The 15,168-nt window shown below is 54.8% G+C and carries 13 protein-coding genes; 11 read left to right on the top strand and 2 right to left on the bottom strand.

Annotated features, from left to right (window positions below; genetic code table 11):
• Window positions 1–38: 38 nt before the first annotated feature.
• Both LOY55_RS14260 and LOY55_RS14255 read right to left on the bottom strand, forming a co-directional pair.
• Complete coding sequence (locus LOY55_RS14260) at window positions 39–2,900, bottom strand: ATP-binding protein (protein WP_258668152.1); 2,862 nt, start codon at window positions 2,898–2,900, stop codon at window positions 39–41.
• Window positions 2,901–2,985: 85 nt separating this feature from the next.
• Complete coding sequence (locus tag LOY55_RS14255) at window positions 2,986–4,206, bottom strand: EAL domain-containing protein (protein ID WP_258668150.1); 1,221 nt, start codon at window positions 4,204–4,206, stop codon at window positions 2,986–2,988.
• Window positions 4,207–5,187: 981 nt separating this feature from the next.
• Between LOY55_RS14255 and LOY55_RS14250 the strand changes: the two genes are divergently transcribed.
• The 11 genes from LOY55_RS14250 (at window position 5,188) to LOY55_RS14200 (ending at window position 14,910) form a co-directional block, all read left to right on the top strand.
• A complete protein-coding gene (locus LOY55_RS14250; RefSeq protein WP_258668149.1) occupies window positions 5,188–5,937 on the top strand; it encodes a hypothetical protein in 750 nt (249 codons plus the stop codon).
• 115 nt (window positions 5,938–6,052) lie between these two features.
• Entirely contained in the window at window positions 6,053–6,283 is a 231-nt protein-coding gene (locus tag LOY55_RS14245; RefSeq protein ID WP_258668148.1) for an AlpA family transcriptional regulator, read from the top strand.
• 4 nt (window positions 6,284–6,287) lie between these two features.
• On the top strand, window positions 6,288–7,130 hold the full coding sequence (locus LOY55_RS14240; protein ID WP_258668147.1) for a ParA family protein: 843 nt from the start codon (window positions 6,288–6,290) through the stop codon (window positions 7,128–7,130).
• Between the two features lie 85 nt (window positions 7,131–7,215).
• The gene (locus LOY55_RS14235; RefSeq protein WP_258668146.1) at window positions 7,216–7,425 is read left to right on the top strand and encodes a hypothetical protein; all 210 of its coding nucleotides are present in this window, start codon (window positions 7,216–7,218) and stop codon (window positions 7,423–7,425) included.
• A 14-nt stretch (window positions 7,426–7,439) separates the two neighbouring features.
• Window positions 7,440–9,026 carry a ParB family protein gene (locus tag LOY55_RS14230; protein ID WP_258668145.1) on the top strand — a complete coding sequence of 529 codons (1,587 nt, stop codon included), beginning with the start codon at window positions 7,440–7,442 and terminating at the stop codon, window positions 9,024–9,026.
• Window positions 9,023–9,571 carry a DUF2857 domain-containing protein gene (locus LOY55_RS14225; protein ID WP_258668144.1) on the top strand — a complete coding sequence of 183 codons (549 nt, stop codon included), beginning with the start codon at window positions 9,023–9,025 and terminating at the stop codon, window positions 9,569–9,571. Before LOY55_RS14230 ends, LOY55_RS14225 begins: the two co-directional genes overlap by 4 nt.
• A complete protein-coding gene (locus LOY55_RS14220; RefSeq protein WP_258668143.1) occupies window positions 9,568–10,758 on the top strand; it encodes an STY4528 family pathogenicity island replication protein in 1,191 nt (396 codons plus the stop codon). The genes LOY55_RS14225 and LOY55_RS14220 overlap by 4 nt, the downstream gene beginning before the upstream one ends.
• A gap of 221 nt (window positions 10,759–10,979) precedes the next feature.
• The gene (locus LOY55_RS14215) at window positions 10,980–11,735 is read left to right on the top strand and encodes a PFL_4669 family integrating conjugative element protein (RefSeq protein WP_258668142.1); all 756 of its coding nucleotides are present in this window, start codon (window positions 10,980–10,982) and stop codon (window positions 11,733–11,735) included.
• Window positions 11,732–12,250 (top strand): DUF3158 family protein, encoded by a 519-nt coding sequence (locus tag LOY55_RS14210; protein WP_258668141.1) that lies wholly within the window; start codon window positions 11,732–11,734, stop codon window positions 12,248–12,250. The genes LOY55_RS14215 and LOY55_RS14210 overlap by 4 nt, the downstream gene beginning before the upstream one ends.
• Window positions 12,247–12,717, top strand: a complete 471-nt coding sequence (locus tag LOY55_RS14205; RefSeq protein WP_258668140.1) for a single-stranded DNA-binding protein — start codon at window positions 12,247–12,249, stop codon at window positions 12,715–12,717. The genes LOY55_RS14210 and LOY55_RS14205 overlap by 4 nt, the downstream gene beginning before the upstream one ends.
• Window positions 12,718–12,942: 225 nt before the next feature.
• Entirely contained in the window at window positions 12,943–14,910 is a 1,968-nt protein-coding gene (locus tag LOY55_RS14200) for a DNA topoisomerase III (RefSeq protein WP_258668139.1), read from the top strand.
• Window positions 14,911–15,168 lie beyond the last annotated feature (258 nt).

Below are 15,168 nucleotides of genomic sequence, written 5' to 3'. Positions count from 1 at the left end.
AGCAACATTTCCGGCTTCGAGGTGGTCCTGACTGCTCGTTATGAAAGTTTCCAGAGGCTGTCAAGGACTTGCCTCAACGCGGCCAGAGAAACCGGCTTGGTCAAGTACTCGTTCATGCCCGCAAGCCGGCAATGCTCGCCATCTTCAGCTCGGGCATTAGCAGTAACGCCCACGATGGGAACGTTAATTCCTCTATCCCTCAGCCATCGGGTCAATTGATAACCATCAAGCTGTGGCATGTTTACGTCGGTCAACATCACATCGTATGTTTCACCCCGCTGCCAGCGTTGCAGGGCTTCCAGACCGTGAGCAGCCATCGTGACATGGCAGCCTAAATGCTCAAGTTGCTCGGTCAGTACCTGTTGATTGACCGGGTGATCCTCGACTGCCAGCACTCGCAGCTTTCTGGACGCCAATGGCAGCTGCCCAGCAGTTATTTTTGTTACATCCGGCGTATTCCCACTCAGGTATTGTAATGCTTGTAGCAGGCCTTGTTGACTCAAGCTGCTCACATGCCAGCCGTCTTCACGCCATTGCGGCGTCGGCGCGTCTGCAGGATCCAGCCAGATAATGCCGGCGAAACCATTCGCAGAGGAGATCTCAGTATGATGTGGCCAGGCTACCAACAAGTACTCGGCAGGTGCGCACACTGGCAGCGTTTGCGACAACGGCTGCGCTTGACCGCCCGCATGAAGGATCAGGGCCTGCAACGTTTCACATTGATCATGGGTACCGGCCGCAATGTGAACGGTAGGCAAGCCGTGAAGATGGATTGAATTGGAGGGCCCGGCAACCGGGAGCTGCAGCGATAGGGTAAAACTGCTGCCAAGCCCTAACTCGCTGACCAGCTCTATCTCTCCCCCCATCAACTGGGCCAGTCTGCGGCAAATCGAAAGTCCCAGGCCAGTCCCACCAAACCGGCGCGAGGTCGAATTATCGGCCTGCGTGAAGGGCTCGAAAAGCGTGGCTTGGGACATTTTGGAGATACCCACGCCCGAATCCGTGATTTGCAGCTTGACAAGAACCTGACCCGCTTCGACTACAGCTCCGGTCAGGCGAACGACGATTTTCCCACTGTCAGTAAATTTTACGGCATTGCTCAGCAGGTTATTCAATACCTGCTGAAGACGATTGCGGTCACCGATGAGAAGAGGCAAGTCTGGCTGCAAACAGCAGAAAAGCTGTACACGTTTCTTTCGCGCTAAAGGTACGAAACCCCGTGCAACGCCTTCGACCAGTTCAACCAAATTAAACGACTCGGCTTCCAATGCAAGTTGGTGGGCTTCAATTTTTGAAAAGTCGAGAATGTCGTTGATGATCTGCAACAGGTTACTGGATGACAATTCTATGGTGCCCAGATAGTCCCGCTGGCGCGGTAGCAATGCAGTGTTGCCCAACAGTTCGAGTGTGCCAAGCACACCATAAAGTGGCGTGCGAATTTCGTGACTCATCATTGCTAGAAACGTTGATTTGGCGGAGTTGGCTTGGTCGGCTGCCTCTTTCGCTGCAGCCAGCATCAACTCGGCATTCCGGCGTTCGCTATCATCGACGAACGAACAGAACAGTACTGGTTGATCGTTGTATTGCAGCTCTGCCAATGAAACCTGAATGTAACAGGGCGTTCTGTCATTAGCCGCAATAGCTGCGACCCCCATGCCAAAAGGAATCCCTTGAGCATTCAACGGAATGGTCAAGAAATATTCGCGCAAGCTTTGGCAGTGCCCATTTACCTCAACGCTTAATGCCAGTAATCGCTTGGCTTTTTCACTCTGGATCATCAGCTCGCCGGTTTTTCGATTGAGCACACAGATGCCCACGGGGGCTAATTCAAGCATTGTCCGGTTGAACGCCTCTCGTTCGAGAAGCTGAACGGCCTGTTCTTGTGCAGGAAGAAACACAGCCCGTTTGATATACCTTATCGATATTAATGCTGAGACAATCGATGCAATGAAAAGACCCAGACCGAACAGGAATGTGTATTTAACCTGCCTGAAAATATCCAGATAGCTTGCATAATAGACCACCCAGCGCTGCCGTCCGCCGAGCTCTTTTTTCAAGGTTATTTTGAAGATAGGTGCGCTAAAACAGAAAAAACCCTCTGGTTGTAGTTTCAACGCATCCAGGAAGACGTCGTCCACGGGCTCCCCTTCACCCTGCTTCGGTGCCCCGTCAACGAGCTTGCCATTTTCATCGAGAAGCAAAAAATGGATAGCCCGATCCGGAGCCGCATCGATTTCGTGTGCAATGGATTCATGCACCTGTTTATACGGCACCTCCAGACCAAGCCACTCGGTAGGCATGAGACGAGGTGAAATGGGCTCGAACACGTATGACTTTCTTTCGTCTCCACTGCCAAGGCGAAACAACTTCACTCCTGCCAGGTTGCTGTCCAGTTCAGCATCTTGCAATTGAACGGATACGTCCTTCAGATTATCGGACACACTCGATTGAGCTTTGAAAACATACTGCGCCTCACCAGTCTCCCTATTCACATAGATGATGTTGACGTTCGACTCTTTAAGATCCCGTCGCAACGGCGCAGAAAGGTGCCACAGCTCCCCCCAATCCTTGACTGTAGTGCCAGAATCATAGTGAAAAGCTTTTCTGTCTGGCACATTTTTCGACGGCGTTGCATCAGGAACTACATCCACGGACTTAATTATGCCGGCAAGCAGCAGCTCCTTGGATTCGAAAAAATCCCGGCTTTGCGTATAGCCATTATTGAACACCTTACGATAATCAGAGATTTCGGACATGACCGTTGCATAACAATACATCGCGACGCTGCCCAGTACGCCCAACACAAATGCAACTGACAAACAACCAATCAGGCTCAATGCGAAGCGTGGATGCAATATCAAACCATTCGAAAAAAAAAGAGAGCGCTTATTCTTGATCATGAGAAGAGCGTAACAAGCGCTTTGTTGCCAAGGAATGAGACAATTCTTATAATGCAGAGAACAGTGTCCTCGACTTCGCTTTTTTCTACTTAAATCCAAACAACAATTCTTCAAGTGCGCTTTCGGTCATGGGCTTACCCAACAAAAAGCCTTGCGCCGTATGACATCCCAAACGCCGTAGCAAATTGAGGTCTTCTGGGTCTTCCACGCCTTCGGCAATGACTTTCATGTTCAGGCGGTGAGCAAGGGACATACTGCTCTCGAGCGCAGCCTGTGCAGCCAGGTTTTTGTGTGCACCGTGTACAAAGACACGGTCTAGCTTGATTTCGTCGAAAGGCACCGACATCAGGTTGAGCAAAGATGAATATCCCGTTCCGTAATCGTCGATAGACAACTTGAAGCCTTGCAATTTAAGACGTGCAGCACCCGCCAGGTACTCGCTGAAGTGATCAGTCACCGTGGTCTCGGTCAATTCCAGCATCAGTGTTGTCGGGTCGCCACCACAGTCGTCGACAATATTGAGCAAGCGCTCAGGCAGCGACTCTTCCGCGAGCAGAGAAACAGGGATGTTGAAAGAAATAGTCAAATCTTGACCTCGTTTTCGCCAGACTGATTGCGCATGCAAAGCACTATCTAACAACATCGAATTAAGGTGATGGGTCCAGTTTGACTTGATTATAGTGTCCATAAATATAGACGGCGGCAAAAGCCCGCGCACCGGGTGATTCCAACGCGCGAGCACCTCTACTCCGACAATGCGACCTGTGTCGAGGTCATATTGCGGCTGATACCACGGTGCAAACTGTTTGCGAATCAAGCCTTCCAGTATCTCTTCGGAATTTATGTTCAAAGTTGGTCGCAAACATTCCACAGCGGCTATTCCATTATGCTGCTGATCAAAGGCTTGCATCGCCTCAATGAACTCAGCCATCACCAAAGGCTTAGTCAAAGCACAAAAATACTGGATGCCCAATGAGATGGCTAACTTCTGCACCAGCTGTATAATTGATTCTGACTGCGCAGAAAGCACGATTATATGAGGCTTGTCCTTTAACTCACATAAGCGTTTGATAAATATAACCCCATCCATAATCGGCATTGCAAGATCGCAAACAACCAAATTGTAGTACTTGCGTTTCAGCAACTGTAACGCCTCGAGGCCGTTAGCTGCGCAATCGACGCATACGCCTACATTGGCACGTAACTGTTGGGCAACGTACTCTCGCTGAAACGCATGATCTTCAACCAACAACACAGAGCAAGCGCCAACACCGAGATTCAGACTTAGTGCTTCATTATGGTTCATTTCGTGCCTCGCTGATCTCTACTAACATAAGACCCTGACACGTCCTCATGCTGAACCAAGCGTTCAGAGTCGATCATCCAAACCTAAATCAAAGAGCGACTCAAAAAAATAAGATAATTCGTAATTATCGGGCTTTTGCGAGATTCACCTTACCTAATACTACGTGTCGGAGCTAAGCCACTGACGATAAGTCGTCCGGCGAATTTAAATCCGATTCGGCGTTGCAAAAACCGACATTCAAGCCTACTGTTTGGTTGCAAATCCTATAAGGTTGGCCTTCGACGCCTTACCAAAGCCGAAACCGACGTTTGTTTGATCGCGACCAAGGCAACCCTATGAACGTATCGCATCGACGGAGCGCCGACGCTGTCCCCATTTGACATTGCAGCGAAGGAAATTGACTACCGTGGTCTGAACGAGGGATCCAAAGTAGTACCCACACGTGTCGCAACGTATTGTTGAAACAGGCCGATCTGTTGAGACGACACTTGGGCGGCGTTCCTGATGTGAGCAAGAACCGAGGAGGAGTGTTATCGGAAACTCCATATACAGATGGCTTATGGGCAGCGAGGTATACTTCTATATATGTTGATAGTATCCAAAGCTTCAGACGTCATCGAATGCACCAGGACATTAACCGCTACGGTAGTTTTTGGAATACGGAGTCTAGAGGTAGAAAATGGAGTGGATATTGACCGTGTCTAGCAGGTACAGACCTGTAACGGTACATCGGCCATTATCAGTTGCATCGATGCAACTGGAGACATTCCAATAATAACGCGAAGGCATCAGCCCGGGACGAAAATTTCCCACTCATGGGAAAGACTATTGCGCAAACATCAAAACAATATCAAGTAATAGGAAAATGGAATGACCTCATCGGGTTGAGCCCCGAAAAACAGCCGCTGCCACCAGACATGGTTTAATATGCAGGTTTTCGGCGAGAGGCCTTGCCATTAGTAATGGAGGTCCATTGCTATCATGTCACCTTATGTTTTTAACCCGCATACAAAAACCTTTTACCGCCCCATAGACGCAGCATTGCGCTGGTGTAATCTCATTCATTATGAAGCACAAATAGTCCAAGCTGCATTGTGCTGCCCCGAGAAGCTTATCTCCCTATTCCCACAGTGGCCGGCTCTGCACGCAAATACTGAAAAAATCTACGATGCGATACGCAATAGAGAACTGCCATACGGTTGCCTTGGTATTTCAGTCCCTATGGGTAGTTATGTGGAACCTTACCAACTAACAATCCGTCATTCTGACTTACGCCGTTGGATGCAGGTTTACTACCCCGATCAAAGACCTAGTTTTTTATTTGAGTCCGACAGCGACGCCCATGAAAAAATTAGCTTAGGAGCTTTCCTTGCCTTACAAGCAGATAGAGACATCCTTCTGCGAGAGCGGAACGCTCTCCAACGCCAGCTACGGGATCTTGAGGTTGATCTACAGGCACTGGGACTTGAACAAGAAAGCCTGAAAGCGTTGGTCAAAACGCAGGGACAACTCAGCGATCGTAGTGAGCACACCTACCTGCAGATCATCGGTGCCTTGGTCAACACCGTCTTAGACGTGTCGCCCGCAGGTAAACCTCTTTCCGTGTTCAAGAGCCAAGCCGCAATCGTCGATGCTTTGACCGCGCGCCACAATGACATTCCCGGTCTCAGCAAACGAACACTGGATAAAAAGTTCGCGGCAGCCAATCGCACTCTCAAAAAGAGCACTTGAGCCAAATAATTGCACTGCAATGCACTCGATTGCAGTGCAATGACTCCCTCACTTTTCTGCTATTCACTTCAGGTCACTTCCCATCACGCGCCAAGCGGCGCCAGGAGTGATCAGCATGTCCATCCAACCCTCCCCCATCGCTGAAGCACCTCTACCACAAGTCGAACGTCACATCATGCGGCGCGACGAAGTGGAGCGGAAAACCGGCTTCAAACGCGCGCACATCTACAACCTGATGAAGGAAGGGAAATTCCCGCAAGCCAAACGCATTGGATTGCGTGCAGTCGGTTGGGACTCGCTGGAGATCGAACGGTGGGTCGTTGAGCGTTTGGGCCAACAGGCCTGATGCTATGCGCGTGGTATCGGTGGTTTCCACCAAAGGTGGGGTAGGCAAAACCACAGTAGCCGCCAATCTCGGCGGCCTATTGGCGGATGCTGGCCTACGCGTCCTGCTGCTCGATCTGGATAGCCAACCCACCCTCTCCAGCTATTACGCCTTGAGCCAGAAAGCTGTTGCTGGTGCGTACGAGCTCATTGCACTCAACTTAACAACGCCTGCGCAGATTGTTTCCAGGACAGTGATTGCAGGGCTGGACCTGATCCTCTCCAATGACGATCAAGGCCGACTGCCCCCCTTGCTGCTGCATGCCCCCGATGGGCGATTACGGCTGCGCAATTTGCTGGCCAATTTCCTCCCCCATTTTGACCTGCTTTTGATCGACACTCAGGGCGCACGTAGCGTGCTGCTAGAGATGGCCATCCTGGCTTCCGATCTCGCCCTCTCGCCCATCACCCCGGAAATGCTTGCCGCCCGCGAACTGCACCGCGGCACCTTGAAGCTGCTCAGCGACCTCGAACCCTTCCGCCACCTGGGCATTCCACCGCCACCCTTGCGACTGTTGCTGAACCAGGTGAATAGCATTCGAGTGGACACACGGATGATCATCCGGGGCATGCGCGAGACTTTCGCCGAAGCTACCAATATCTCGGTTCTGGATACCGTAATTCCGGACAGAGTGCCGTATCTCAATGCCGCCTCCCTCGGCTTACCGGTCCACCGAATCGAGACTCGTCGCTCACGTGAACGACGCTCTCCATCCGCACTGGAAAGCATGCAAGCGCTGGCCATCGAACTATTCCCGGAGTGGCGCGAAGCGATCTCTAGGGTGAGCAGGTGCGCGGAGGTTCAATGAGGCGAATCGAAAAGCCCGCATTTCTTACTCAGTCATTTTGTTTGACCAACATTGAGGCCAACAGCGTTTGGCAAGGAGTTCTGTGATGCCGAATCAACTTCCCATCATCGTTCAGCCATCCGTTCGACCACACCATCCACCTAGCGAAGAGTACTGCACCGTTGTCTTTCGTCTGCAAGGTGGGCGCTCGGCCATGGGGTGGTTCCTCGCAGAACTGTCCCGTCATGTCAAAGGTTCAGGGACTGCCGAGATCGTCAAGTTCGAGGTCGGTGACCATTTGTGCAACCGGCGTTAACTGAGGATGTTCAAATGAAGAAGCTCAGTCAGGAGCAAATCACCGACAAGCTGCATCAGGACAACTTTCCTCGGGGTCCAGAGCTGGAACGACTGTCCGATCCGCTCACCGACACGCCTATGCTGGTCACGCTGGAGCAGTTGCGGCCCTACGAACACAACCCTCGCTTCATCCGTAATCCGCTATACGACGATATCAAGGCGTCGATCCGGGAACGTGGGTTGGATCAACCACCACCGATTACCCGCCGCCCGGGAGAAGGCTATTTCATCATCCGCAATGGCGGTAATACGCGCCTGGCGATTCTTGGCGAACTGTGGCAGGAAACCCGTGACGAGCGTTTCTTTCGTATTCATTGTCTGTTCCGACCTTGGGCCAATGAAATCACCACCCTACTCGGCCATCTGGCCGAAAGCGATCTGCACGGACAACTCACATTCATCGAACGAGCACTGGCTGTGGCCAAACTCAAATCCATGCTCGAACCAGATGGCGCTGCGCTCTCGCAACGGGAGCTGGCACGACGTCTTGCAGCTGGTGGCTATCCCATTTCGCAGTCACATATCAGCCGGATGCTGGACACCCTTGAACACTTACTGCCCGCCATTCCACAAACCCTGTATGCCGGATTGGGTAAGCCGCAGATCGAACGCCTGATCGGCCTACGTAGCCAGGCTGAACGAACCTGGAACCGTTATCCAACCGCCACCATTGCGTTCGCCGAATTTTGGCTCGAGACCCTGGGCGACTTCGATGCCGATCCCGGATACTTCGATCTTGAGCAGATCCAGGATGAACTGCTCGTGCGCATGAGCCGTTTGCACGGACAGTCTTACCGCATGTTGGCCCTGGAGCTGAGCGACACCCAACGGGTCATCTCGACGCCTGGCGTTGTCGTCGCCACCCCCTCAGAGAACAGCCATCCGCCGAGCGTTGGTGAAGCCGCGCCAGGACCTTCCTCCTCCGAGTCCCATCCCCAATCAACTGAGCCCAGAACCCAGACCGAAACAGCGCGAGAGGAAGTGCTCACACCACCTGAAACGAATGTTGTATCAGCGATCAGCCCTTCGTCACGCGTTCAACAGATTCGCGAACAGATCGATCGCGAGACCGCCACCGAAACAGCACCGACCGACGAAGGCTGCACGATCGACGACATCTGTCCCATTGCACCAGCACTGGATAGCCCCGAACAACTGCGTTTAGCCATCGCCGGACTGGCGCGGGAAATGGCCGCCTATGCCGGACATCCCGAGAGCATCATCGATCAGCCGCATGGATTGGGTTTTGCCCTGGATATGGAGCGGGTAGATCTTACGACACCTCGCTCTACCAGCATTCACCTACTGCTCCTGGCCCTGTTGCGCGCTCAAGACGACGTGAACTGGGAGGATCGCAAACAACTGCCCTCAGCCCTGTTTGGCCAGCTGTTGCTGGGGATCTATCAACTCCCGCTGACAGGTCGTCCCGCCGTGGACGTAGGACTGGAGCGACTGCCCGACAGTTTGTTAATCAAGCTGTATCGGCTGATTCGTTTGGCTCGCCGTCTGATCGACTTAACGCTCCCCCCTGATGACAACTCACCGAAGGAGCTGCCATGAGCCCGTCCTTCAATGTGCTCAACCAGGCCATGCTGACCCAGGTACTGCATGAGCTACGCCTGGGCAATCTGCAACGCTGTAAGGCACTCGGATTGAGTGAGGACGACATCTACCTGCTGCAATCTTTACCCCCCACCACGCTATCGCGCCTGGCCCATGCCACGGTATCTTGGGTCGAGGTCAAGATCGACTCGCCAGTGCTGCACCGGCTGATCGAGCAAGCCGACCACGACGAACAGAACGAGCGCTTGATCAACCGAGCGCTCAAGCTAGGCGCCAGCAGCACCATCATGTATCAGCGCTTCGGCTTGGCGCATTCGGAAACTGCCCTGCGCCGACGTCTGCTCAAGATAGAAACCCGTAAGGGTCGCCCTCAGCATTTGAGCGAAGCGCAGGAACATGCGCTCTGGCAGCGATGGTGCCAGCTACGCGCGCAGGACGGAACCGAGGATCAGCTCGATGCCATGATGATGCTGGCCGAAGAACAACAGATCAGTTTGACCATCGTTTGGCAGCAGATCGACCAGTACAGCAACGGAGCATGAACACTGCCCCTTCCAGTCGCTGGCAGCGTGTCCTGCAGCAATGCACCCAGCAGCTGAGTGAACGCTGGCCCACACGCCCTACCACTGAACAGCCCTCCTACCAGGCTCTGCAGGCTGGCTTTCTGTTCAGCGGCCAATCACACGAAGTCGTGCCACGTCGGTTGCTGTTGGATCATCGGCTGACGCCACTGGAACGTAATGCCTGGCAGGTGTTTCGACTCATGCTGCAAGGCCAGGGTGTGGTCACGCCCCGCTATGAGGATTTGCAACCTTACCTGTCGAGCGTGCCCTATGGCGCGTCAGCCTCCCGTGAAACCATCGCTCGCGTCTTGACGATGCTCAGGCTGACGCGCTGGCTCAGCTTGGTGAGTCGTAGCCGCGATCAGCTCAGCGGGCGCCTACAAGGTTCTCTGTACATCCTGCACGATGAACCGTTAACTTCCGCCGAAGCCATGGAACTGGATCAGGATTACCTGGAGCTGGTCGGACATTGCCTCACACATAAAGCCAAGGCGGTGCGAATTGTCGCTCAGCACGTTGTGACAGAGGTCCGCCAAGACACGGATATCGATCAGAGTCGCCTCCCCACCCGGCTCGACAGCTGGGACGAACACTGGACGCAGCAAGGATTGGATTTGGCAACCGATGACGCGTTACACGATTCCGAACTGGGTGACGATCACCGCGTTCGGAATCGTGCAGGCCCTCGTTCGGATTCCGAACCGGGCTTGAACGCCCCTATCTCCGGCAGCGTTCGGAATCCGAATGCCGCCTGTACTGTATTAAAAGAAAGTATTTGTACTGTACCGCGCGCGACCCCAGCGGTGGATAACCTGCACTGGCCCGATCCACTGCAGCTGAGTCCAAGCGAGCGTCAGTCCGTCGCCGTGGCACTGAATAAGCTCAAACCAGCGGATCGTCAGATGGTGCTCAACGAAGCGGGGGCACGCTGCAAGGCAGGAGGTATCCGCAAGCCCGCGGCCTATCTGATGGGTCTGATCCAGCGCGCACTGAACGGTGATTTTCATCCTTGGGCAAGTCAGACAGAGCCCTCCCCCATTGCAGAACCGCCGCCAACAGGCCCATCACGCCCGTCCCGACAACAGGGCGAACCCGCCTCCGTCCTCGCCCAAGTGTGCCTGAATGAGTTGCGCCAACTGCGCGGCAAACGTCCTGGACGTCAGTAGATTTGATGCCAGTGGCATCAAATCTACTGAGTTCTATTATGAGATCGCAAAGCGTCGAACCTGCGCACTCCGACTGATATGGCCATCGCCCGCATCACTCACGAACGTCTCCGAAATTAACCCTCTTAAACCAAACCGAACAGAGCGCATTCAGCTTTTTGGCTGCCCTTGACCCTCATCTGTCGCAATGTCCCCGTCCAAGCCGATGCGAGGACAACACCGTGGCCGATCACTACCAACTCAACCTGGGGTCATTGCGCAGCAGCATCACCTTGACCCTGCACACTCACCATGCCGCCCGTATCTGGCAAGGTCGAACCGCACGCGAAGGCGTCCACTCGATCATGGGCATGGCCGGTTACATCAGTGTCACCAACCTGATCAAACAAACTGCGGCCCAGGACGATCCCTATGCCGACTGGGCCATCGTGCAGCTCGAAGAAAAACTGATGCAAGCCAAGGCTGGAATGCTGGAACTGACCCAACAGCTGGATCGGATCACACAGGAGCTGCCGACACAGATCGACATGGGCGACAACCTCAACATCCACCCTGTCACCTTGCCGTTGTTCATCAGCAGCCAGCTGGGCTTTCTGGCGGTCTACCTGCTGACCGACTACGACACCCTGGTGCGCCGGACCCTATTGGCCCATCACACAGCCCTGATTGGCCGCGTCGACATGGAAGCCTGGATCGACGACGGTGCCCATCTGTTGCGCAGCCTGTTCGGCCAGGCACAGCGCTATCGGCATGCTGGCGTCACGCGCGATGACATGGCGGCAAACAATGCCCGCGCCCTGGCGGCCGTTGAGAAATTTGGGTTACCTCCGATGGACATCCTTGAGGGGCATCGCCGCTCCCAGTTCGCGCCACCGATCATTCGTCATGGTGCGGTGGCAGTGGATGACGCTGACGCGCTGGCAGAGGAGGCAGGAGAGCTATCTGCAACGGTGGATGAGCCGGAGGACGAAGCATGAATCCCCTGACTTCGGCTCAGCCGATGCCCTTCGAAACGTTGACACCGGATGCCTATCGACAGCTCGAACACACCGCCTCCCTAAAAGGCCTTTTAAAACCTTTTAAGGGTAAGGGGGAGTTGGAGCACCTGGCGCAGGTGGCGAGGGAAATCGAGGCGCAGTTATGTCATCTGATGGAGGCTGTGGTGCAGCAAGCCGGACAGCCCCCTTACTCACTGCTGGATATTCGATTGGTGCTGCAAAACACCAGCGCGGGTAGCACCTTTTTGCGTTGGCGCACCCGTGATTTCGCCCGTATGGGGGTTGCGGTCTGGGAACGCCAGGTCGGTAACCAAGCTCTGCCGCAGGTCGTGCGAGAGGGGTTGCACCGTTTCGAAGGCGAGCGCATTGCACTGAACCTGCAGATGAGCGTGGTGCACTCGCTCTACCGCCAGGCCACAACCTGTGCGATCAAAATGGCCAGTGCCGAACGGCTGCTGCGCCAGTTCACAACTGCAGCAGAGGTATCAGGATGAGCACTTTTTTCGTCGGCGAAGGCAATATCGGCTGTGCGCCAGAGTTCCAGGAATTTCCATCAGGCAATGACGAGCCACGGCGTTTGCTACGGCTGAATGTGTACTTCGACAACCCGGTGCCACGCGAGAGCGGCTATGAGGATCGAGGCGGCTATTGGGCGCCGGTTGAGCTCTGGCACCGCGAGGCTGAACACTGGAGCACGCTGTACCAGAAAGGCATGCGCGTGCTGGTCGAAGGCCGCACCGTGCGCGATGAATGGGAGGACAGCGAAGACAATGCGCGAGTGACGTTCAAGATCGAGGCCCGTCGAGTCGGCATCCTGCCTCACCGGCTACACAGCGTGGTTATGCGGGAACGCTCCAATGAGCCGGCGGCATCTGCGACACACGCCGGGCAACCTACAGAGCAGGCTGGTTCACCTGCGTCGAAACCCAAAAAACGCAGAGGGCTACCACCGTCGGACTGACAGACTTCAGGCATAAAAATTGCGCCTCTGCGCGAAGTGGCTGGCCTGTCGTTACTCGCTGCTCGTGAAGACCCACCTGTCGTCCACACTACAAACGGGTAGCCGCCTCGGCCCATTCAAGCCTGCCCTCACCATCTAATGTGAGGAACCTGCCATTCAGGTTTCTCATATCTCGCCACTGCTGTTTCCAACCACACTGCTCCGAACTCAATTCGGAGCAGCTCTATGCGCCTCTTCCTCTGCGAGAAACCGTCCCAGGGTCGGGACATCGCCAAGGTGCTCGGCGCCACTCGACGTGGTGAGGGTTGCCTGATCGGCACACAGACAACCGTCACCTGGTGCATCGGCCACCTGCTGGAGACTGCCCCGCCCGAAGCCTATGGCATGCAGTACAAGAACTGGTCATTGGATCAGCTACCGATCATTCCCGCGCGTTGGCAGGTCGAGGTCAAACCCAAGACCGCGGCACAGTTCAACGTCATCAAGCGCCTGCTTAGCGAAGCCACCACCGTCGTTATCGCGACCGACGCCGATCGCGAAGGTGAAATGATTGCCCGCGAGTTACTGGTGCATTGCCAGTATCAAGGCCCCGTTCAGCGCCTCTGGTTGTCCGCACTCAACGAGGCGTCGATTCGGAAAGCATTGTCCTCGCTGAAGTCTGGTCAGGAGACCTTACCGCTCTATCACTCAGCCCTCGCCCGCAGCCGCGCCGACTGGCTGATCGGCATGAACCTGAGTCGTTTGTTTACTCTCCTCGGTCGGCGGGTGGGTTACGACGGTGTATTGTCAGTCGGACGCGTCCAGACACCCACTTTACGTCTGGTGGTCGATCGGGATCGTGCGATTGCCAGCTTCGTCTCGGTGCCCTATTGGGAAGTGGATGTGCACCTGTCCTCAATGGGGCAATCATTCATCGCGTCGTGGCAACCACCAAGCTCAGGACAAGATGAAGCCGGTCGTTGCCTGCAACAGGCGCTCGCCCGTCAAACGGTCCAAGCGATCTCTTGCAGCAAGACCGCCACAGTCCTCTCGCTGCAGACGGAGCATTTTCGCGAAGCTCCGCCCCTGCCCTTCGACCTGAGCACACTGCAAGAAGTCTGCTCGCGCAAGCTGGGGCTTGGCGTTCAGGAAGTCCTGAACATCGCCCAAGCCCTTTATGAAACCCACAAAGCCACCACCTACCCGCGCAGCGATTGCCGCTACTTGCCAGAGAGTATGTTCAACGAAGTACCCGCGGTATTCGATGCCCTGCTCAAAACGGATCCGGCGCTGCAGCCCACATTCGGAAGACTCGATCGATCATTGCGCTCACGAGCATGGAACGACGCCAAGGTCACCGCACACCACGGCATCATCCCCACCACTGAACCGGCGAACCTAGCTCGGATGTCCGAACAACAACGCCAAGTCTACGAATTGATCCGCAGCCACTACCTCGCGCAATTTCTGCCGCACCATGAATTTGATCGAACCCAGGTCGAACTGGAGTGTGGCAAAGAACGATTGACCGCGGTTGGCAAACAGATCCTGGTCCAAGGCTGGAAAGGCTTGCTCTACGACAACACCGAGGAGGATGAGTCCAGTCAAAAATTCCAAGTCTTACCCGTCTTGCAACAGGGTACGCAGTGCGCAGTAAACGACGTCGAACTCAAGTCCATGCGCACCATAGCTCCCAAACCGCTGACCGAGGGCGATCTGATCAAGGCGATGAAAAACGTGGCCAAACTGGTCAACGACCCGCGTCTGAAACAGAAGCTTCGGGACACCACCGGCATCGGCACCGAAGCCACGCGCGCCGGCATCATCAAGGGCTTGATCGATCGCGGCTATTTGCTGAAGAAAAAACGCGCCTTGATGGCCTCCGCCGCGGCTCATACCCTGATTGAGGCGGTACCCGCGGCCATCGCGGATCCGGGCATGACCGCGATCTGGGAGCAGGCCCTGGATGAAATCGAAGTGGGACGCCTGACCCTGGATGCCTTCGTCGCCAAGCAGGCGAACTGGATTGCGCAATTGGTCGAACACTGCCGAGCGCTCACCTTGGCGTTACTGGTCGAAGCCGGACCGGCTTGCCCCATTTGTAGCGCCTCAATGCTCAGACGAAAGGGAAAATCAGGGCCGTTCTGGTCATGCACCCACTACCCGGACTGCAAGGGCACTGTGCCGATCAGAAAAGATACGTCATGCCCATGAAGTCGCAATGGATATCAGCAGGAATATTGGTCGATCTTTTAGGCCGCGCACATCGCCTTGACGTCGTCCCATCCTCTCTGCTGTAGTGCCTCAGGATCATCGCCAACGGCGACCCAAGACCGATTCGCTCCGGGTAGCTCGGTCGAACTCTTAGAGTTCGGAGCCTTCTCTTCTGCGGAATTACATTCCCGCTTTGTGCTCAACCTGATCACGGTGGCGGATGACCACTGTTGCCTTTGCCAGACAACAGCGGTCATC

It is taken from the genome of Pseudomonas sp. B21-040 (assembly GCF_024748695.1).
Lineage (GTDB): Bacteria > Pseudomonadota > Gammaproteobacteria > Pseudomonadales > Pseudomonadaceae > Aquipseudomonas.
Note: the sequence above shows the minus strand (reverse complement) of the source record. Positions and strands in the feature narration are given on the sequence as shown.

Coding starts and splice junctions, on each gene's coding strand:
- LOY55_RS14205 (WP_258668140.1), top strand. CDS start 12,247: ATGAGCACTTTTTTCGTCGGCGAAGGCAATATCGGCTGTGCGCCAGAG.
- LOY55_RS14245 (WP_258668148.1), top strand. CDS start 6,053: ATGTCCATCCAACCCTCCCCCATCGCTGAAGCACCTCTACCACAAGTC.
- LOY55_RS14200 (WP_258668139.1), top strand. CDS start 12,943: ATGCGCCTCTTCCTCTGCGAGAAACCGTCCCAGGGTCGGGACATCGCC.
- LOY55_RS14250 (WP_258668149.1), top strand. CDS start 5,188: ATGTCACCTTATGTTTTTAACCCGCATACAAAAACCTTTTACCGCCCC.
- LOY55_RS14240 (WP_258668147.1), top strand. CDS start 6,288: ATGCGCGTGGTATCGGTGGTTTCCACCAAAGGTGGGGTAGGCAAAACC.
- LOY55_RS14230 (WP_258668145.1), top strand. CDS start 7,440: ATGAAGAAGCTCAGTCAGGAGCAAATCACCGACAAGCTGCATCAGGAC.
- LOY55_RS14220 (WP_258668143.1), top strand. CDS start 9,568: ATGAACACTGCCCCTTCCAGTCGCTGGCAGCGTGTCCTGCAGCAATGC.
- LOY55_RS14255 (WP_258668150.1), bottom strand. CDS start 4,206: ATGAACCATAATGAAGCACTAAGTCTGAATCTCGGTGTTGGCGCTTGC.
- LOY55_RS14210 (WP_258668141.1), top strand. CDS start 11,732: ATGAATCCCCTGACTTCGGCTCAGCCGATGCCCTTCGAAACGTTGACA.
- LOY55_RS14260 (WP_258668152.1), bottom strand. CDS start 2,900: ATGATCAAGAATAAGCGCTCTCTTTTTTTTTCGAATGGTTTGATATTG.
- LOY55_RS14225 (WP_258668144.1), top strand. CDS start 9,023: ATGAGCCCGTCCTTCAATGTGCTCAACCAGGCCATGCTGACCCAGGTA.
- LOY55_RS14235 (WP_258668146.1), top strand. CDS start 7,216: ATGCCGAATCAACTTCCCATCATCGTTCAGCCATCCGTTCGACCACAC.